Below are 19,337 nucleotides of genomic sequence, written 5' to 3'. Positions count from 1 at the left end.
GGACCTCGCTGCGGAGGGCTGATGGCTGTGCCCGTCCGAAAGCCTGTCTCGTCGTCTCCTCCGATCAAGCCGCCAGGGCTGGCGCTCCCTTATGAGCAATGAAGTTGGTTCTGTCCTTGAGCATGCAATGCAACACCACCGCCAGCTTGCGGGCCAGCGCCACGCGCGCCTTTTTGGGGCCGGCACGTTTTGCGACCGCCAATGCCCAGCCCTTCAGATCCGAACCTTTGACCGGCCGGGTCAGGATGACATTGGCCGCCTCGTAGAGCGCGGTTCGCACACTGCCATCGCCGATCTTCGAGATGCGACCGCTATGATCGGTCTCGCCCGACTGATACTTCTTCGGCGTCAATCCAAAGTGCGGCCCCACCGCGCGGGATGAGCGGAATCGCTCCGGCGCATCGACGGCCGCGACAAACGTCAGCGCCACCAGGACGCCTACGCCCAGCGTCGTCATCAGCCGCCGTGCGTTGTCGTCCTCACGGGCGATGGCGCGTAGCTTGCGCTCAAAACCTGCAAATTCATGCACAAGCGCCTCGCGCACCTTCAGTAGTGCCGTCGCGATCGCCTCCAGGGTCGGATGGCCGGCAATCAGCTCGCGGATGCGCCCCGCGTAAGTGCGCCGCGTCGTCGCCCCGACCTTCAGGCCGAAGCCGCGCAGTATGCCCCGGAGGCTCATCTCGATGTCGTGAAGCTTGCCCTGAATGAGCTTGCGGGCGGTCAGCAGCGCGCGCACCTCCTGGGCCGCAAGAGATTTGCAGTGGACCGGTCTGAACCAGCCAAGCCGCATCAACTGCGCAATGCCCCGGGCGTCCTTCTTGTCGGTCTTCACCGGCATCGTCTTGAAGGCTGCCCGCACGTGGCGCGTCTCGATCAGCTCGACGCAAAGACCTGCTTTGACCATCCCGGCATGGAGCCACTGCGACAAGGGGCCGGCCTCCAGGCCAATTCGCTCCATCGTCACGCCGTGCGCGCCGAACCAGGCGATCAGCGCATCGGGTTCGCTGAGGATCTTTGCTTCCCGCACAATGCGGCCGTCCACATCCACCACGCACACACTCGAGTATTCCAGTGATACGTCGATGCCGGCATACTGCTTCATGGTCGTCTCTCCGTGCTGCTATGGAGCAGGCCACTCCTGACTCCGCCACACCATCATTGTGAGGGACGACCACCGCGCCTTCAAACCTGGCGCGGCGGGTTCCGCCCGTTACACCATCTTAAAAGCACAAACAGGAACATTTCTCTACTTCGCGCCCCAGGGGGGGCGTTCAAAGAAGGTGAACCTCTCTCGAAAAATCAGCTAACCGTTTGAACACTCGGTCTTTGGGCGGGCCAGGAGCCATGTCGTTAATCTGCCTTTGCCCTTCACATTGACAGTCCCCGACATTCGAACCCGAATTGATCGATCAACTGCGCATAGATCTCAGGAGAAACTTGAATGCGGCCGGGCACGCCTGTTGTTTCCATCCGCGATGCCACAATCACCGCATCGCCCCAGACATCATAAAAGAACTTCTTCACTCCTACGCCGAGTGCGACACCCTTCTGACAGCAGCGATAATTGCACTGTCCCCAATGTCAGATGATCCGGGGAGACTTTTGCTGCTTGGATGCTTGTTCGCATCGATCGAGTAAGATCGTGGCAGGAGGACGGGCTCACTCCAGTGCGCAGCGAGAGCCGAGCGGGCTAGGCGCAGGCAAGCCCAAGGGCGCCGCGGACGGTTGCGCACGGCACGTCTCATCGAGCGTGCCCTTCCCTCCATGGTCACCGGCTTGCGAACGGCGCGCCGCAGACCTCGCGATCCATTTCACGAGCCAGCCGAATCCTTCCCATTCGGCGCCGTCGAGTGGATCGGCGAACGCGTCGCAGCGTTTTTTGCGCTGTTGGCTTACCAGCTCCCTATATAGGATCGTCCATTCAAGTAGCATCTCGTTTCTCCGGGCATCTGGCGTTATCCGGAAGATGGTTCGAGAGGCCATGCAACTGTAGAGGCACGAACGAAAGCCATCGTTCATGGATGAAAGTCGAACCTGATGAAAGTCGAAAACTGGGAAGATCTTCGTCTCTTTTTGCAAGTCGCCGAGCAAGGCGGGCTTGCGGGTGCCGCTGAGAAGACAGGGATCAGCGCGCCGACCATTGGGCGACGGATGCTAGCGCTGGAACGTGCCACGGGACGAGCGCTGTTCGTCAGGGCGCGGACGGGATACGAGCTCGCACCGGACGGGCAGATATTGCTGGACCGCGTGAGGGCGATGCAGGAGGCAGCGCAGGACATTGTCGATTGGCAAGAGACGGTGCATTCGATGCCAATCGTACGGCTTCTTTCGGACAACACGGTGTCGTGCTTCACGGCAACAAGCCTTCGGCACCTTTGGACACCGCACGATACTTTTCGCGTTTGTTTCAAGACAACTGAGGCCGCGATCGACCTGACACACCGCGACGTGGACATTGGACTCGCCGCGGAGCGGCCGCAGTTGGGCAATGTCGCGGTCCGGCGTTCCGTCGCCGTCGCCTATGCGCCCTACTGCGCCCAAGGTTTTGACCACCGGCGCCATTGCAACTGGGTTTCGCTGGGTACGGACGTCGCCAACCAGCCGTGGAAGCGGTGGGCATTCGAACAGCCGGGCCGGCACATCACGAACTGGGTAAACTCACCGCGGATGATGTTCGATCTAGTGAAGGCGGGAGCGGGCATCAGCGTGATGCCATGTTTCATCGGCGATAGCGATCCAGGCTTCGTCCGGGCGGGGCGAGTGATCGATGAGCTCGGGCATGATCTCTGGATGGTCCTGCATGGCGACGAACGCGCCCGGGAAGCCGTGCGCACGGTCGCAGACCGGCTTTCGGCGCTGCTCGCTGCAAATGCCTCTCTTTTTTGGGTTCGAATGGGCGCGATCCCCTTTGAACCGAACCGGCATGGCAGCACGCAAGGGGGGTGAGCTCGTCTATGTCGGCGAAGTCGGTACGGCCTTTTCGCGACAGATGTCGACGGAGTTACGCAAGCTGCTCGAGGCGACTCGTCGCGAAGAAACCCACTGTTAACTAAAGCGGAACAACGCGATATTCATCGAGCCGCTGCTTTTTTGCCGAAGTCGAATTTCGCGCTTGGACTGCCGATACGAAGCTTAGTCATTCTTCGTTCAAGGGTGTGATAGAGAGGGGATGCACGGTGTATTCTCTGGATGAAATTCGCGACTGACAGAATGAGGAAGTCGTGTAAAAACGAGGTCCAGCAGCCATAATTTTCGCACCTCAGCATTTTTTAGGGCGACATGTCTATCCAGGGAGGAAGTCATTCTTGACCGCCGCCCCTGCGCAAACCATCATGTGCTCGGCGAGAGACGCAATCACGGGAGAATTGATCATGACGGTTACAGTCAAGGTCGAAGAGGCCTAACCGCATTTGTCCGAGCTGTTGGCCAAGGTTAAAGCAGGCGAAGCGGTCATCATCTCGCGTGGCAACACGCCTCTAGCACGGCTTTCTCGCATCCGCCGGGAAAATGACATCGATGCGCTGATCGCCGAGATCAAAGCCCAGCGTCTCGGTCGCCCCGTGACCACTCAGAAACAAATCCGTGAATGGCGCGACGAAGGACGGCTTTACTGATGTCCTTCATCCACGACGCATCCATCGCCGCAGCCTGGTTCTCCCCAATAAACAGCATATTGCAGCCGACCGGTTGATGGCCGATCTACGCTCGACCATCGGCCTCGTGCCGGCATTGGTTTTGGTTCGAAACTCGCTCTGTTCTTCGTGGCCGAACGGCGGGAACGGCTTCGTGTGGGCGAAGCGCTGCTGTTGTTGATGCCACCGCGAGGGCTGTCGCTCGAAAGACGCGTGATCGATGAGGACGGGATGGCGCTCGAACTTGCGGCACGCTGTACGCTGACCGGATATGACGCCAGTTACGTGGCGCTCGCAAAAAAGGAAGGTCTGCCGCTCGCCACTGGCGATCAGAGGATGGCAACCACCCGCGGCGAGGGCATAAGCATTGCGGGTCCGCTTGAGCGTGAGCACTGATCCAGACACGCGCAATTCCATCTGCGGGGATGAACAAAACGCCGAGCCCGCGACCAGCTCCCCTGACAGCTCGTTGCAAACAGGCGGGGCTCGATCCCACGCTGTTTTCATGACATGGGTTGAGATCAGGGTATCTGACCGAGGCGGCAAATCGCCGCATTCCCCTGCCCGAAGCGATGCAGCAGTCACTGCATAAGTCGGTGAGCCAGACGGCGAGTTTAATACAACACCGCGGAACGGAAGAACGGACGAGCGGCGCGGCTGATTGTCTAAGACGTGCGGAACGGGCACACCGATTCAGAGACGCTATGGGTGTGGCGTGATCAGCGACAGCGTCGGAAAGTAGGTGCCATACCGTCCGATATTGCGGGTCAGAAGCGGAAGCTGGCTAACTGCAGCATGCGCGCCAATGAAAAAGTCGGGTAGGACGCCAGTCCTTGATCCTCCTGCCCGGCGATATTGCGTGAACACCTTTCCTGCGAGGAAAAGCGCGGCTCGAGGAATTGGCGTCATCTCCAGTCCAGCCTCCTCGAGAAATACCTCAAGGCCTTCAACACGATCGTATCTGGCCGACAGCTCCGCGTAGACTAAATCGTTGATCAGCAAGGGCCCGTTTAGACTCGCCGCTTCGAGTTGAGCAATCGACCAATCTGCCCAATTGTCGTTGTTTGTGACAACGTCCAAGAGGACGTTGGTGTCGATGAACGTCATGCTTCGCCACGGGTGAGGGCCAAAATGGAGTCGGTATCGAGTCCTTTGCCGGCATGACCCCGCAACTTCGCAAAGCGGCTCGCTGGCTGCTTTTTGTCTGCACGCGTCAGTACGACGGTGCCGTCGGCAGCACGGTGAAAGTCAACCTTGCTTCCAGGAACAATGCCCAATAAATCGCGCACCCGTTTAGGAATGGTCACTTGCCCCTTAGCTGTAACTGTCGTTGTCATCTGCGTTCCTCGGTAATACCAGATACACGGAAGGTATTACTTTGTGCAGGCGATTTCAAGGATAGCTGGGAATCCCACCGGTTTTGGACAGGGGTCATGAGCTATGACCGACGGAACGCCACTACATCGTAGCCGTTCCTGGAAGCAGCGAAGCAGTGACAGCGTCGTCGTTTCGCCCCCCCGGAGCCACAGCGGAATTGGCGAGCAACGGATCTTGCAGATGAACGCTGAGTCACAACGCCCTCCGCTCTCCCATCATTTGTCCTGAGCAGCGCCATCACATCGGACCAAGCGAAAGCTCGCCGAGCGAACGACATGGTCGTACAGCGGCGTCGCCGTCGATGGGAGGCCATAGATTGCTTGCGAGATTACCGTCCCAGTTTTCAGCAGGAACGGAAGCCGTGGCAATCAGGCGGCGCTGCGCCGCAAGTGCTTCAGCGCGACATACTCCCAGACGGCTACCACGAGCAGTATCGCACCTGAAAGCGCCTGGATCGCGGAGTTGGCGATGAAAGGCACAAGCGTGAAACTGGCTGCCAGCAAGCCGATGCCAAAGGCATGCGAATAAGGCAGGACGCGCGAAGACACCCCTTTCATCCACATTGTCCCTGCAAGGAACAGGATCGGTCCGCCGAGCTGCGCCAGCGCGCTGTTGTATGTTCCGGATTGGTAAGGATGCGCCAGGCTGAAGTCTTCTGCGACGGCGGTGAAGATGATGCCACCTACGATCGGAAGGTGACCGTAGGTGAAGAGATACTGCGCGGTGGTTTGCGGTTTAGACGTATCCTCTGCCTTGTCAGCAGCGCGTTCCTGGCCGTCGTGAAAATAGATCCACCACATGAGAACGGTAGTCAGGAAGGAAAGACATAGCACCAGAGGCGTACCTTCAGTGTCCAGGTTTTCAAACGTGTGTTTGCCGATGGTCAGTATGGTCTCGCCGAGCGCGATAATGACAAAAAGAGCGCTGCGTTCAGCGAGGTGTTCCCCATCGATGTCGAGCGTTTCGCGCGGCGAAGCTCCGAGACGCGGCACCCAGTATCTGACCATCGGACCTGCGTATTCCAGAGCAAGTGCCACGATCCACAGCACGACACGCAGATTCGGTTCGGACAGACCTCCCGTAATCCAGAAGACGCTCGATATAAAAAGCCAGACGGTAATCCGGAAGAAGGTCATGAACGAGGCCGGGTCGCCTCTTCGGAACGCATAGAGTGCGAACAGCGACCGGCTGACCTGCATGGCCGAATAGGCGACCGCAAAGACAAGGCCCATGTCCGCGAGGGCTTCCGGCAGCGCGATGGCCATTACCATGCCGCAGAACATCAGCGTAAAGAGCAGCAGGCGGACCGGTGAGATCTCGGTATCCAGAAGATCCATGACCCACGTCGTGTGGATCCATACCCACCAAAGCGCGAAGATGAAGAGCACTGCTTCGGCGGCGATGCCAAGACTGAAATCATCCGAAAGGCTCTCGGAAAGCTGAATCAGGGCAAAAACGAAAACGAGATCGAAAAAGAGCTCAGGAAAGCTCGCCTTCGTCTGATCTGTATTTTCTTTCCGGAGCCAGTGTGTTTTGTTTTCGGCCATGTAACCCTTCATAACGATGAGAGCAGAGATATATAGCGCAGCGCTGGGTCAGGTGCCTTCGTTCCGACCGAAATATCTGCACTCTGCTGGCTCGATTCTTTTGTAACAGGCTGCGGAGAAGATCATTGACAGAAGCGCACCCAAATGGACGAACGCTTGAGCTCACCAGTCGCATCGTATCGGCTTATTTGAGCCGCAATATCATTGCCCCCGACGAACTCCCCCACCTTATCCAGCAAACCTACAGCGCACTGGGCGAGACGTCTGCGTCAGCGCAGAGCCCGCCCGCAGTTGAGGAGCAACGGCCCGCGGTTCCGATCAAGAAGTCCGTGACCGACGACTTCATCGTATGTCTGGAGGACGGGAAGGAATTCAAATCTCTCAAGCGGCATCTAACGACTAAATACGGTTTGACGCCGGAGCAGTATCGCGAAAAATGGAAGCTTCCATCCGACTACCCGATGACCGCCCGCAACTATGCTCTGCAGCGCTCGGAGCTCGCACGGGCGATGGGGCTTGGAAAGAGACACGTATCAACGCCCGCTGATGCCCCTGCGCCTGTTCGCAAGAAGATGACTTTGAAGTTCGGTTAACGCGGTGGAGGATGCGGGTCGCATGCGAGCGACAATAACGGTCAGCCTCGGCCGCTCGCGCAATGCCAGTGCATGGTGGCCAGCGCATCGAGGAAGGCCGGGTCCTGGCCGTTCTGGGTTTCTGTCCTTGGATCCTCCTGTCGACCATCGTGTGGGCACGCTTGGCACTGAGCGTTTGCCGTTCGATGAAGCCTTTGCTTGGGCTGTTTTCGCCGGACAAGCGCGCTCCGGTCAATTCGACAAGAGTAAAACAAGAATACAAAAACCCCTAAATTGTTACTGGCACACCTAATACCTTCGTATAAGATCGACCATGCCTTGACACACCCTCTAGCATTGCCAGTGCTTGTAGTGGGCTTTGCGGCGGACCGTATTTCCGTGTCCTTGCTTCATACTGCAGAACGACAGTTCCAACGAAATTCCCTGACCGGAAACGGTCAGGGCTTCATCCATACGCCTTAAGCTTGTTGATCTCAGTGACATCCGATTCGGAGACGTAGATGGGCGAAACCTGTTGCAGCGGCTGACGAGCGCGCCCAGCGGCGGCTTTAGATGCTCCGGTCCATTTCCGTCGTTGGAAAAGACCGTTCCTCATAGATCAGCTTGTCGAGTGTGTTGTGACCGGCCTGCATGATGTCCATGTCGTAGATGTGACAGATAGCCGCCAATTCCTTCATCAGATCGCCTACGGTCGAGGCGCCGGAGGGTGCCTGTTTCCTCTTTCATAATGGCTGACTCGAGTTCCTCAAAAGACCCTCCCAGAGCCCGGTAGAGCTCCAGGGTCGACGAAAGAAGGTTTCGCCGGCGCTGGGCAGGATCAGTCACCGAAGCCTCGCCTTCGCAGACCGTCAAAAGTCTAATAGTTTTGTTCTGAAATTCGCTCATCAATACAAACGCAGTTCTAAACCAATGTGCTCGGCACGATATCCTTAAAGGTTGAACACCGAATTGATCTCAACCACTTCCGTCTTTTGGCGCCAGCGAAAAGCATCCGGACGTCGGCAGCTTCGACCAGATGCCTTTGGGCGTAGAAATGCTTGTGCAGCGGGTACATTTGCGCACGGGACGGGGTGTTGGGAATCACCACCATAGCGCGTTTGTCGGCGATGGCGTTGCGCAGACGATAAGGCGGTGTAGGCCATGACGACCTCGGCGGGCAGGCCCTCGATCAGGGCGTCGCCTTGCGGCGCATCGCCCTTCTGGCCTGCGGTGGGTGTGAAGCGGACCCGGCAGCCGGGACCGCGCACGGCCATGTGGATCTTGGTGCTCAAGCCGCCGCGCGAGGGGCCAAGGGCCTGATCTTCACCCCTTTTTTGCGCCGGCGGCGTGCTGATGGGCGCGGATGATGGTGGAATCGACTATCAGGTAGCACATGGCGATCTCCTGTCGGTTATTCAGCATGGCTCCATGCCGAACCCACACGCCAATTCTCATATAACCGTACGCGACGCCGGCGACAGCACCCTCGCATCTTGGAGCGAAAGATAACGAGACACTCGCGCCATAGTCCATTATGTCTATGCTCGTGCCGCACTTGGCCTCTTAATGGAACCCGGCCGGACTGGGAGAAATGCCTCACACACCACTTATTGCCACCCTCGTTGCCGGCCTTGGGCTTGCCTTCATTTTAGGCACGGTGGCAAATCGACTTCACCTATCGCCGCTGGTCGGCTACCTCTTGGCAGGTGTTTTGATCGGCCCGTTTACTCCTGGCTTTGTTGCAGACCAATCGCTGGCGCGCCAACTCGCCGAGCTTGGTGTTATCCTGCTGATGTTTGGCATAGGGCTACATTTCTCCATCCACGACTTACTTTCCGTACGGACTATCGCGCTTCCTGGAGCTCTCGGCCAAATGGCTTTGGTGACAACGCTCGGGTTAATCGTGGCGCAAGCGATCGGATGGCCAATTGCAGCCGGCGTGGTGTTCGGGTTGGCACTCTCGGTTGCAAGCACGGTCGTGGTTCTAAGGGCCCTCCAGGAAAAGCGACAACTCGAAACCGACGGAGGGCGTATTGCCGTCGGTTGGCTGGTCGTCGAAGACGTCGCCATGATCCTCGCCCTCGTATTATTGCCGGCCTTCGCTGGCAGTCTTGGCGGCAGCACAACTCGGCCGAGTTCAGGCGATGGCGGCCTCTTCACGTTTCTTGAGCCGCAAACTATGTCGGGCGCGCTTGCACTTGCGTTGACCAAGTTGACCGCATTTTTTGCGGCGATGGCTATCTTCGGCCGGCGCGTCATTCCTTGGGTACTGCACTATGTTGCTCACACTGGTTCGCGAGAGCTTTTCCGTCTGGCGGTACTGGCGATTGCCCTGGGAGTTGCTTTCGGAGCAGCTGAACTGTTCGGTGTCTCCTTCGCTCTTGGCGCATTTTTCGCTGGAATGATCCTCGCCGAATCACAGTTGAGCCAAAGGGCCGCTCAGGAAACGCTGCCGCTCCGCGACGCATTTGCCGTGCTCTTCTTTGTCTCGGTAGGCATGTTGTTCAACCCCATGATTCTGGTCGAGCAGCCGCTGCTCGTCGGAGCAACATTCCTGATCATCGTGATTGGCAATGCTACAGCCGCGTCCGCGATCGCCATCATGTTCGGCTATTCCCTGCCTGTAGCTTTGACACTCGGCCTCAGCCTCGCACAGATCGGCGAGTTCTCCTTCATACTTGCGGCGCTGGGAGTTGAACTCAAGCTTCTTCCGGAGGCAGGACGGGACCTGGTGCTTGCCGGAGCGATCCTGTCCATTCTCATCAACCCTCTTCTATTCACCGGATTCGGTCGCCTAACGCCATGGCTGAAGCCACGCGCGTCGGTCGGCGCCGTACAAGAAGACCGCAAGACAGACACACCCGAGCTCACGGGTACCCGTCTCACCCACCATGCTGTCCTTGTCGGCTATGGGCGGGTTGGGAGCCTGGTTGCAGAGACGTTGCAAAAAGCACGGTTACCTTACCTGATAATTGAGGAGCGGCAAGCGGTTGCCGATCAACTCCGGGCGCTTGGCGCCGAAGTCATTATTGGAAATGCCGCTCAGCCCGGATTACTTGAGGCGGCCAACGTTGGCGCAGCCAAATGGTTGATCAGCGCCATTCCAAGTCCATTCGAAAGTGGCAACCTCATCGAGCGCGCCCGCACAGTGAATCCGACACTCGAGATCATCGCCCGCGCGCATTCCGACGCTGAGGTCGATTACCTGACAAGGTTGGGAGCGAACCTCATCATCATGGGCGAGCGGGAAATCGCGCGGAGCATCTCGGAACATATTTTGAGCCACATCGATGTATCCGCAGCTCCCAATCCTAACGAAGGCCAAACAGGCCGCATATCAGAATAAGCTTGCGCTGAACTTCGGACAGGTCCCTCGCCTTAATGTGAGCAGAACTTGAGACCCCGCCATTCAACTTCTGGCGCAGTTGAAGGGAGCGGCGGAAAGCACGTGGCAAGCTGTCTTCTGAACGCCGTGCCGCCGAAATTCGCAGGAGACTGGTGTTCTATAACGTCCCGGACGCAGAATCCTGGAAGGGTCGCTATGGTCGCTTGGTCGGAGAAACCGGACTATCCCACCTCGAAGAGGCAGACCGCGCCGATCTGGATTGGAGGTCGAGGCAGCGCTCGCATGGCACGATGAAGATCCGCGGCCAACGATCGTCACACCGTTGCTCGACTGCAAGCATCTGCGCGAACAGCTTGCGATCGCCGAGCAGTTCATGAGTGTGGGGATCTCGCGCGGGTGGTCGCCGCGGTTTCAGAGGCCGGAGGAGTGACCCAGCCAAATTTGGACGCTTGTTCTCCCGTCCGACCGGACGGCCTCTCCATTGCCAGATTCGACGAGCAATTCCCGTTGATATGTTATGCGATCCTTTGGTGAATATTTTTCAACGAGGCAATGCGCCATCTGCGCGTCGGCAAGGTCGTCGTCGATCGGCGGTCGCGCACCCGCAATGGCATGGGGGCGCAAAGACTGCAGTGTGCCGCTCTGGTCCCCGACTGCCAAACTGATCCGAAATTGGAAGCGCCGGTTGGACTGCGCGGCGAGCAGAACTTCCTGTTTCCGCACCGGGGCGGAACGCTATGGATTCTGAACAAGAGCTGAGCCTGGCTTCGCTATCGCTCGGAATTTGCCAACGACCGCGCCTCATAGCGAGCACGCATGCTGGCACGCAAGCGCTTGCACCGTCTCGCGAGCTCCTGCACAATGCCACACGTGCCCAAGTGGCGTTACTGGGGCAGTTAAGCGAACGCAGATGACCGTCACAAACAGGTGCGTCTTGAAGGCCGGCCCATGTCAGTTGTTTTGCCTCCATCGTGTAAATAGGACACCGATGACGCTTGAGGGGCTGCGCACCGAGAGGGAATCGAGAAGATGGAAGCGGTGAAGGTGCCCACGCCCGACGTTTCGGCGGTTTACACGGTCGACCTGAGTGAGCGGCCAGTGCCACGCGGCGATGCCGCGCAGGAGAAGGCCGCACTTCTTCAGCTCGCCGGACGCATGCACGATGCGCCTGGAGAAATGCTCCCAAAATTCGTCGAACTCGCCATGGAGCTGACAGGCGCGATTTCCGCGGGTGTCAGCCTGCTCGAACAGACAGAGTCGTTCCCGGTGTTCCGCTGGCATAATCTGAAGGGAATTCTTTCGCCGTTCAACGGGGCGACTACTCCCCGCGATTACTCGCCGTGTGGCATTACGCTCGACCGCAGCGCACCAACACTGGCGATCCATCCGGAACGCGTCTATAACTGGATACCAGCGGGCTTGTCGCTGCCAGAGGTTTTGCTCGTTCCCCTATATATGGGACGGACGGAGCCACTCGGGACCCTTTGGGTCGTCGCCAACAGGATCGGGTATTTCCACTGCGGTCACGGAGCCACGCTGCAGGAGCTTGCCGATTTCATCGGTATAGCACTGAAGGTGGCCCGATCCGAACAGGAACTCCAGCAGGCGCTTGAACAGCAGGAACTGCTCACCAGAGAGATGAGCCACAGGCTCAAAAACCTTTTCGCCATCGTAGACGGCATAATCCGCATTAGCGCCCGAAGCACGGACAGCAAGGATGATTTAGTCGCGCTGTTGTCTGGCAGGTTGCATGCGCTCGCCGCTGCACATTCCTTGGTGAAGCCATCTTTTAGCGACGTCCAAGGGGCGGCCTCCAATCTTACGGACCTAATAAGCATCGTCATCGCGCCTCACGAGCCTGCGGCAATCCCCGGCAAGAGCGGGTTCTCTCTTGAAGGCCCTACCATTTTATGCGGCGAGCAATCGGTCAACGGACTTGCGCTAGTCTTCCATGAGCTGGCGACCAATGCGGCCAAATACGGGGCGCTGTGCGGCGACAATGGCAGGGTGGACATTGTCTGGCAGATCAACGGCGACGACCTGAGCATCACTTGGAATGAAGAGGGGAGAGAGAAATATCCTCCCCTCCTGCTTCCAAGGGCTTCGGCAGCACGTTGGTGGAGCAGACTGTGATCCGTCAATTCGGTGGTACCCTCAACTATGACTGGCGTCCGACCGGCTTATCAGTGAACATCATCTTGCCATTGTCCCGTCTGGCACAATAGCACCGTCCGGCTATCGTCGAAAATTGAGCTGACATCCGCGTATGTGAGCGCTCATGCTGCAAGAGCGCCCCACAGGTCCTGATCAAGATATCTGTTACTGAAGGACTTCATCATCTCCTGGAGGCGGGGAAATCCCAATCTCTGAAGCGGCACTTGCGGGCCAAATACTGCTAGGCCGACCAATCAGGAGAAGTGGAGCTACCAGCCGGCTATCCTTTAACCGCTGCCGGTTAGGCACGGCAGCGACCAGAATGCCTTCCAAGCAAGAGATGAGCATCGCTCCATCGCTCGTTTTCGAGTCGGCTGGGGCGATCACGAACCCGCGACTTTCTTCGGTCGGAAGTTCTTCCAGTCGACTACGCCAATTCTTGCGGAACATTGATAGCCGCCGACCCCTGATGGTGAGCACTCGCCCGGCCCTCCCCATTCCAGCGCGGGGAGGCAAACGCGTTTCCGACCGCCGATCTCCCGCAGCTGCGGGAGATCGGGGCTACTTACTAGCCGGCACGCCGCGTGGCATCAGTCGTGACCAGAGTACGCGGCGTTCCATACGCACCACCGAACCAAGCCGCGACCGCGCCAACAACGAGGGAGAAGAAGCCCAAGATAGCCCCGCTAGAAACTGCGGTGGCGGCCGTATCGGCGGCTTCGGTCGCCTGTTGTTTGGCGCGTTCGATCGAGGCCTTGTAACTCTCTTCGTATTGTTGAACCTGCGCGCGTGCCTGGTCCACCGGAATGTTCTGTGCCTTTGCAATGGCATCAGCAGCGCGATTTCGTGCTTCTTCCGCGGTCGCCTCATCGCCGGTGACCGCTGCCTGCACAGCGGCGACTGCTGCGTCGCGGAGTGCTGCCGGATCGTTGCCCCCGTCGCACTTCTTATCTGCCGCTCGATGTCGGCCATTGGATCCGCGGACGTGGCGATTGCCGGTGCGGCGGCAGAGGTGACTGTGGCAGCAGTCTTGCCGACGCCCCCGATGATGCTACTCAGACCGCTGAAGGCGCCACCCACCAACGCGCCGACGGAGGTCGTAAGGAGATAAAGAACGATCAATGTCGTGACGGCCCAACTCGTCAGCCCATGGTAACTTCCCGTCGTTTTGCTAGGGCGGCCGGAAACCCTGCTGGCGATATATCCGCCGACGAAGGCCGCAACTATGCCAGAGACGACGAACCAGAGACCGCCGGCGATCGAAAAGGTGCTTGGATTTGGGTTGTCGTTCGTTGTCGGATCGATCACGGCGGCGCCGATGCCGACGCCCAAGAGGTTCAGCAGAAATTGGACCGCAAGCGCGAGCGCGACGCCCGCAAGTACCGCTCCCCAAGAGATTTCGTTGATGACGGTTCTTGCCGAGAGATCAGGAGCGTAAACGGTCTCGCGGGTTTGATGAACGGCGACAGGATCGCTCATGATGGTGTTCCTCCCTTTTATGCAACTTGTCTAAACTAAGTACCTGCGAAAGAGTTCCTCGGCCGCGGTGGAGAGCAAGCTCACCTAGATCGATCCGGGGAGCAGGCTGCTATGCCAAACATCGTCCATCGTCGGCCCTCTCGCTGATCTCCTCAAACGAGGGATGCCTCAACTTTCGCTCATCGGTCCCACGCCCGATACTCGATCTCACTGAAAATGATCGTCGAGGAAGGGCTCCGCCATAGAGCCTGTTGCTGTACGACGAAACCGAGCTCCAGTCGGTTTGCGAGAGCAGTGAACCTGCCCCCTCCCCGCAGCACCGTGATGACCTGGGATGCAGCAGCTGGCCCCCAGGGCCGAGGCCTAGTGAAATGAGCGTACCAGGCGCAGACGCTTCAGCGTCGAAGCCAGTTCGCGCGCAACTTGACCGGTTAACAGCGCAGCCGCAGGAGGCTTAGCATAGCGCCGCCCGAAGGGCGGAAGCCGGGACCGACTGCGCCCGGCAAGTTGCTCCGTCTCCTGCGACTTCATTGGTTGCCCTTTGCGTTCAATAGGGCGCTGCCTGAAATAGCCATGAACAGGATCGTGAGCATGGCCAAACCCACCCCTGGATGGCCGGAGGAGAGGTCAATCGTAGCTTGCCGAACGCACCAATGCCGTTGATTGGCAGATAGGCAGCAAGGCCCGCCTTTACCGACGCAAGCAGTTCTGCGTCAGAGGGTGAACCTTGGATCCCGGTTAACACAGTCGCGATGCGGAACCGTCCTGATCTTTCTGGGGAAGGGACGACCAGGCACGAGCCCCGATCTTCACGAACAACTGTCCGCCTTCCCGATCTCGGGAGGCATTGCCTCGAATTGCTCACATTCGAAACTGCTAATAATGCATGGACAAAGCCGGCGTCGCCTTCCTCGTACTCATCTCCATCCTCGTCGCTCTCGTGGTGAGCATCCTGGGATTCATCCCAGAAGAGGTGCCACCCGATGTACCGGAGGTGATCCCTCAGATGCCCCCAGATGAACCAGCTTTCCAGGAAGCATGGATCAATCCACTCTGGCGATTACTCCGGCGGCAGAAGGATAAATTTGGCCACTTGATTTGACTAAACTCCTGCGCGAACGTCATGTCCCAGTCACCATCGTTGGCTGCTACAACTGTTGAACGCGAGGAGTTTGCCATGCGCATCCTATTGATCTCAGCCGTGATGCTGATCAGCTCGTTTGGAACTGTTGCCGTGGCAGCCGAAGGCGACCAGGCCTTCGCTGCGGCTGACAAGGAATTGAATTCGACGTTCAAGGAAATCGAGGCACGCATTGGCGATGACGCCAGCACGAAAAAGCTGCTTGTTTCCGCCCAAAAGTCGTGGATTTCCTTCCGCGACAACGAGTGTGCATTCCAGACATCAGCCAGCGCCGACGGCAGCGCCTATCCTATGCTCGTGGCCGCGTGCAAGACGGCACTGACGACGGATAGAACGAAGACACTCAAGGCGTACCTCAATTGCCAGGAAGGCGATCTTTCCTGCCCGGTACCGTCGGGGCAATAACGGGTGCCAGGCACCCTACCGCAAAGTCGGCGGTCATCGGGTGGTCGCGTGTGAGCGTTTTGGTTGCAGGCACCGGAATCGAACCCGGTCTTTGGTGGTTGTGAGCCACGCGGCTTATCGGCTGCCCTGCCTGCGCTGATTTCGGCAATATGCTGCTATGGCGGGAGGTGGTGAACCTTTCCCCAGGGCCGGCGAGTGTTCCGTCTAGTCGAGGTGCGCGATCAGACCAGCCTGAAATCACCTATGATTGCAAAGAGCCTAAGCGACGCGGACGAGCCCTGAAAGCGTTTCCACAAGGGGTCTTTACCCATTTTCTGCTGGTGACGTCGAGAACCGTCGCGAGCATGCCACCGACGAGCCGGTGCGACGGCAAGATCATGAGGGACCCGCGCAGAGTATTGACGGAGCTCGTGCCACCTGCTCCCTGGCGTAACGAACAAGCGCTATCGCGTAGACCGGCAGTAAGCCGCCCCGCAAAACCTTCGAGGCAGTCTCGTCCGTGGAACGTCGGGCACATCCTGCCCTTTGGTTAAGCTTCCGCTCAACCGCTGGACGAAGCAGTGTCAGCCGTCTGACGAGCTCTGCCGTGTTCCAACCGCTAGCCCTGGCCTGCGCCGAGAAAATCGGCCATTTCGACATTATAAAAAGTCTTGGTCCGTGGGCCGGCGAGGATCGGGTCGATCCGGCGAACGCATTCCTGGTAGTGTTCGGTTTTGCGGTGCGCGTCCAGCGCCTCGGGCGAATTGAAGACTTCATAGATGACGAAGCTGTGGTCGTCGTCCGGACTGCGCAGGACATCAAAGCGCAGATTACCGGGCTCCTGGCGCGTGCCTTCGTAGTTTATGCGGAACGCCTCCAGAAACTCTGCGGCGTGACCTTGCTTGACGTTGATGCTAACCATCTGGATGAGCATGTCGTAATTCCTGCTGTGTTGATTGACGGATCTATAAAAGTCAGAGACCCGGCGCTTTCCACATGGCCGTGGTCACGCCCTCATCTACGAGCTGTCGCTGCAGCGCGTAGGCACGTGCCCAGCGCTCGCCCGCCACGTCGTAGATAGCCTTATGCTCGAGATTCGGCTCGAAACGCTGGTCCCAGCGCACCCAACTTTCCGCCGCCTCCACGAAGTTGCGGCGTAGCCCGATGCCGATTGCCGCCGCTGCAGCGCAGCCGAGCGCCGTCGCCTCTTTGATCACGGGCGTGACGACCGGAAGGCCGGTGGCATTCGAGAGGATCTGCGACCAGTGGGCTGATTTCGATGCACCGGCCGCAAAGACGATCTTATCCGGCGTTTTGCCAGAAAGCTTGAAGACAGCCGCAAGGTTGCGGGCCGCGACAATCGCCGCGTTCTCCTGAAGGGCGCGAAAGATCGCCGCCTTGCCCGATTTTTCCGGGTCGATGGAAAGGTTCAGAAGCGACGGCGCGGCGTGATACCAGTTGCCATAGTGCATGACGTCGGAGAAGACCGGAATGATGCCGTGGGCGCCGACTGGCACGCCGGCTGCTTTCTCCTCCAGGAGCCTGTAGGCATCGCCGCCGGGTCCGACCGCCGCGACCTCTTCCGCGCCGAAACTGTCGCGGAACCAGCGCATAACGATGCCGACGAAGAAGCTGATCGCCTCGGCCTGGTTGAGACCGTTGACGACATGCGGATTGATGCGCAGGTCCATGGACGGATCGGAGACGGACGGGCCGACATTCACCACCTGCTGCCAAAAGGTGCCCCCAAGCACGGCGCAGTCACCTTCATTCACGACACCGATTGCCGCTGCTCCGATCTGGCAGTCGCCGCCGCCCATGACCACGGGCGTGCCCGCGGCAATGCCCGTCTCCCTAGCCGCTTTTTCGGTGACGCGGCCGATCACCGTGCCCGGTTCGACGCTTTGCGGGAAGATATCGTCGCGCATGCCGGCCTTGATCAGCGCCTCGGGCATCCAATTGCGTTTCTTCAGGCTGTAGAGACCGGTCGTCCCGGCGTTGGATGGATCGCTCGCGATAACGCCGGAGAGACGCGCCAGAACCCAGTCAGACAGCATGCTGATCCTGTGGATGCGGGCATAGATGTCCGGGAGGTTGCGCTTCAGCCAGAGCAGGCGCGGCAGGGCGCCGAGCGCGAAGGTCTGCCCGCTCTCGGTATAAAGCGCCCGCTCCAGATCGGCAAAATCGCGCTTCAGGTCGCGCACCTCGCTCACGGCGCGGCTGTCGACGTTGGCGCAGGCCCAGATTTCCCGGCCACTGGCGTCATAGGCGACGATCGCCTCGCGCATGCTGGTGGCACTGACTGCACGGATATCGGCGGGTGCAATGCGGGCTTTTGCGATAGCCTGGCGAATGGCGCGCGACAGCAGCGACCAGTTGCCCTCCACATCGAAGTCCATCGAGCCCGGAAAGCGCGGATCGGCCTGGTGCCACCATTCGTGTTGGGCGCTGGCGATCTGATCGCCATTTTCGTCGAAGATCACCGCGCGGCCGCTGCCGGTGCCAGCATCGACGGCCAGCAAATAGGAAGTGGTCATGGTCTCAGTCCTCGATCTCGATGAGGCCGTTCGCGGTCGTCTCGTCGGTTATGAGGATGCCGACGAACTTTCCGCGAAGCGCTGCATGGATGGCCTGTACCTTATGGATGCCACCCGCCGCCGCCACGACCTTTTCGGCACGCGACAGCGCCGCGAGCTTCACGCCGATCACTCGATCGTGCAGCGGCAACTCTAGTGGCTCTCCGAATTCGTTGTAGAATTGGCAGAGGATGTCGCCGACGGCGCCCTTGCGGCGTAGCGGCTCCACCTCGTCGGGGCTGACATAGCCGGAACGCACGACAGTGGAGATGGCCGAAAGTTCGCCGATACCAACGAGCTGGTAACTCGCGTTGAGCGCCATTTCGAGCAAGTTGGCCACGGCGGGTTCGGATGAGAGGTTGCGCGCGACATCCGGGTCGCGCACGACGAGCGGCGCCGGTACGAGATGAACGCTGCTGCCCCAGTTGGCCGTTCGCATTCCGTCAACATAGGTGCCGACGCCGCCGGTCAGGCTGACGAGGCCGATATTGCGCTCGTTGGCGAGATGGCCGAGCCGCTGGATGGTGTTGCTTACGGTCGCGCCCCAACCGACCGCGAGAAGGTCACCCGGCTGAAGCCGTTGCATGAGAAACTGCGCGGCCGCCTGACCCAGCCGATCACTCGGATCCTGATCGGGAAGCTGCGGCACCACGTAGGCTTCCAACAGCCCGTAGCGCTCCTTGATCTGCCGCTCGAGCGCCAGGCACCCCTGATATCGCGAGTTTATACGCACCTGGATAATGCCGGAGCGCCGGCCGCTCTCCAAAAGACGCGACACCTTGATGCGCGACATGTTGAGTTTTTCGCCGATCTCGTTCTGCGTCAGACCGTCGTTGTAGTAATACCAGGCGATACGGGTGAGGATTTCCTCGTCCGTATCGGCATAGCTCCATTCCCCGTTGTCCGACGCCATGTAAGCGGCTCCCTCGGTCGATCTCTGATCATTTGAATAACAATAAAACTTTTGATACGTCAACGCATCAGGGCCGCGAAAAATTCTTCGTAGCTCCAATCTATTGATTCCAGCGGAAAATCTACAATTTCCGTTCAGCACGTTGGCCATCTACATGCGCTCATCATGTGGCGGGCATATTGACGACCACCGACCCATGTGATCACATGACTTAGA

The 19,337-nt window shown here is 59.0% G+C and carries 16 protein-coding genes, 1 tRNA gene and 5 pseudogenes; 10 read left to right on the top strand and 12 right to left on the bottom strand.

Annotated features, from left to right (window positions below; translation table 11 throughout):
* Positions 1–64: 64 nt before the first annotated feature.
* Positions 65–1,102 carry an IS110 family RNA-guided transposase gene (locus N0Q91_RS28820; protein WP_275598919.1) on the bottom strand — a complete coding sequence of 346 codons (1,038 nt, stop codon included), beginning with the start codon at positions 1,100–1,102 and terminating at the stop codon, positions 65–67.
* 266 nt (positions 1,103–1,368) lie between these two features.
* Entirely contained in the window at positions 1,369–1,524 is a 156-nt protein-coding gene (locus N0Q91_RS28815; RefSeq protein ID WP_375341899.1) for an adenylate/guanylate cyclase domain-containing protein, read from the bottom strand.
* Positions 1,525–2,037: 513 nt separating this feature from the next.
* Between N0Q91_RS28815 and N0Q91_RS28810 the strand changes: the two genes are divergently transcribed.
* The 4 genes and pseudogenes from N0Q91_RS28810 to N0Q91_RS28795 form a co-directional block, all read left to right on the top strand.
* Positions 2,038–2,946 carry a LysR family transcriptional regulator gene (locus N0Q91_RS28810; RefSeq protein WP_275598918.1) on the top strand — a complete coding sequence of 303 codons (909 nt, stop codon included), beginning with the start codon at positions 2,038–2,040 and terminating at the stop codon, positions 2,944–2,946.
* 464 nt (positions 2,947–3,410) lie between these two features.
* A complete protein-coding gene (locus N0Q91_RS28805) occupies positions 3,411–3,614 on the top strand; it encodes a type II toxin-antitoxin system prevent-host-death family antitoxin (RefSeq protein ID WP_275598917.1) in 204 nt (67 codons plus the stop codon).
* A 174-nt stretch (positions 3,615–3,788) separates the two neighbouring features.
* A complete protein-coding gene (locus N0Q91_RS28800; protein ID WP_275598916.1) occupies positions 3,789–4,028 on the top strand; it encodes a type II toxin-antitoxin system VapC family toxin in 240 nt (79 codons plus the stop codon).
* 62 nt (positions 4,029–4,090) lie between these two features.
* A pseudogene (locus N0Q91_RS28795) lies at positions 4,091–4,301 on the top strand (site-specific integrase); the annotation flags it as partial.
* 33 nt (positions 4,302–4,334) lie between these two features.
* Here N0Q91_RS28795 and N0Q91_RS28790 read toward each other — a convergent pair.
* From N0Q91_RS28790 to N0Q91_RS28780, 3 genes are all read right to left on the bottom strand, one after another.
* The gene (locus N0Q91_RS28790) at positions 4,335–4,739 is read right to left on the bottom strand and encodes a type II toxin-antitoxin system VapC family toxin (protein WP_275598915.1); all 405 of its coding nucleotides are present in this window, start codon (positions 4,737–4,739) and stop codon (positions 4,335–4,337) included.
* Entirely contained in the window at positions 4,736–4,969 is a 234-nt protein-coding gene (locus tag N0Q91_RS28785) for an AbrB/MazE/SpoVT family DNA-binding domain-containing protein (protein ID WP_275598914.1), read from the bottom strand. Before N0Q91_RS28785 ends, N0Q91_RS28790 begins: the two co-directional genes overlap by 4 nt.
* 408 nt (positions 4,970–5,377) lie before the next feature.
* A complete protein-coding gene (locus N0Q91_RS28780; protein WP_275598913.1) occupies positions 5,378–6,556 on the bottom strand; it encodes a low temperature requirement protein A in 1,179 nt (392 codons plus the stop codon).
* A gap of 125 nt (positions 6,557–6,681) precedes the next feature.
* Here N0Q91_RS28780 and N0Q91_RS28775 point away from each other — a divergent pair, with 125 nt between their 5' ends.
* A complete protein-coding gene (locus N0Q91_RS28775) occupies positions 6,682–7,149 on the top strand; it encodes a Ros/MucR family transcriptional regulator (RefSeq protein ID WP_275598912.1) in 468 nt (155 codons plus the stop codon).
* A gap of 548 nt (positions 7,150–7,697) precedes the next feature.
* Here the strand turns inward: N0Q91_RS28775 and N0Q91_RS28770 are convergent.
* A complete protein-coding gene (locus N0Q91_RS28770) occupies positions 7,698–7,826 on the bottom strand; it encodes a hypothetical protein (RefSeq protein WP_275598911.1) in 129 nt (42 codons plus the stop codon).
* Positions 7,827–8,155: 329 nt separating this feature from the next.
* A pseudogene (locus tag N0Q91_RS28765) lies at positions 8,156–8,586 on the bottom strand (transposase); the annotation flags it as partial.
* A 133-nt stretch (positions 8,587–8,719) separates the two neighbouring features.
* On the opposite strand from N0Q91_RS28765, the gene N0Q91_RS28760 reads away from it, so the two are divergent.
* The 3 genes and pseudogenes from N0Q91_RS28760 to N0Q91_RS28750 all read left to right on the top strand — a co-directional run bounded on the left by N0Q91_RS28760 (position 8,720) and on the right by N0Q91_RS28750 (position 12,699).
* Positions 8,720–10,474, top strand: a complete 1,755-nt coding sequence (locus N0Q91_RS28760; protein WP_275598910.1) for a cation:proton antiporter domain-containing protein — start codon at positions 8,720–8,722, stop codon at positions 10,472–10,474.
* Positions 10,475–11,026: 552 nt separating this feature from the next.
* The gene (locus N0Q91_RS28755) at positions 11,027–11,233 is read left to right on the top strand and encodes a hypothetical protein (protein ID WP_275598909.1); all 207 of its coding nucleotides are present in this window, start codon (positions 11,027–11,029) and stop codon (positions 11,231–11,233) included.
* A 270-nt stretch (positions 11,234–11,503) separates the two neighbouring features.
* Positions 11,504–12,699: pseudogene (locus N0Q91_RS28750) on the top strand (sensor histidine kinase).
* Between the two features lie 497 nt (positions 12,700–13,196).
* On the opposite strand, the pseudogene N0Q91_RS28745 reads toward N0Q91_RS28750, so the two are convergent.
* Positions 13,197–14,107 (bottom strand): annotated as a pseudogene (locus N0Q91_RS28745) (PhnA-like protein).
* An 886-nt stretch (positions 14,108–14,993) separates the two neighbouring features.
* Here N0Q91_RS28745 and N0Q91_RS28740 point away from each other — a divergent pair.
* Positions 14,994–15,119, top strand: a pseudogene (locus tag N0Q91_RS28740) (exopeptide); the annotation flags it as partial.
* A 165-nt stretch (positions 15,120–15,284) separates the two neighbouring features.
* Complete coding sequence (locus N0Q91_RS28735; protein ID WP_275598907.1) at positions 15,285–15,653, top strand: lysozyme inhibitor LprI family protein; 369 nt, start codon at positions 15,285–15,287, stop codon at positions 15,651–15,653.
* 60 nt (positions 15,654–15,713) lie between these two features.
* Here the strand turns inward: N0Q91_RS28735 and N0Q91_RS28730 are convergent.
* The 4 genes from N0Q91_RS28730 to N0Q91_RS28715 all read right to left on the bottom strand — a co-directional run bounded on the left by N0Q91_RS28730 (position 15,714) and on the right by N0Q91_RS28715 (position 19,121).
* Positions 15,714–15,788 (bottom strand) — tRNA-Val (locus tag N0Q91_RS28730).
* Positions 15,789–16,251: 463 nt separating this feature from the next.
* On the bottom strand, positions 16,252–16,566 hold the full coding sequence (locus tag N0Q91_RS28725; RefSeq protein WP_275598906.1) for an antibiotic biosynthesis monooxygenase: 315 nt from the start codon (positions 16,564–16,566) through the stop codon (positions 16,252–16,254).
* Positions 16,567–16,606: 40 nt separating this feature from the next.
* The gene (lsrK, locus tag N0Q91_RS28720; RefSeq protein ID WP_275598905.1) at positions 16,607–18,169 is read right to left on the bottom strand and encodes an autoinducer-2 kinase; all 1,563 of its coding nucleotides are present in this window, start codon (positions 18,167–18,169) and stop codon (positions 16,607–16,609) included.
* 4 nt (positions 18,170–18,173) lie between these two features.
* Positions 18,174–19,121 carry a sugar-binding transcriptional regulator gene (locus tag N0Q91_RS28715; RefSeq protein WP_275598904.1) on the bottom strand — a complete coding sequence of 316 codons (948 nt, stop codon included), beginning with the start codon at positions 19,119–19,121 and terminating at the stop codon, positions 18,174–18,176.
* Between the last annotated feature and the right edge of the window lie 216 nt (positions 19,122–19,337).

Origin of the sequence: Sinorhizobium prairiense (genome assembly GCF_029201645.2) — a bacterium.
GTDB classification, from domain to species: Bacteria; Pseudomonadota; Alphaproteobacteria; order Rhizobiales; family Rhizobiaceae; genus Sinorhizobium; species Sinorhizobium meliloti_A.
This window is presented reverse-complemented; position numbering and strand designations above follow the sequence as displayed.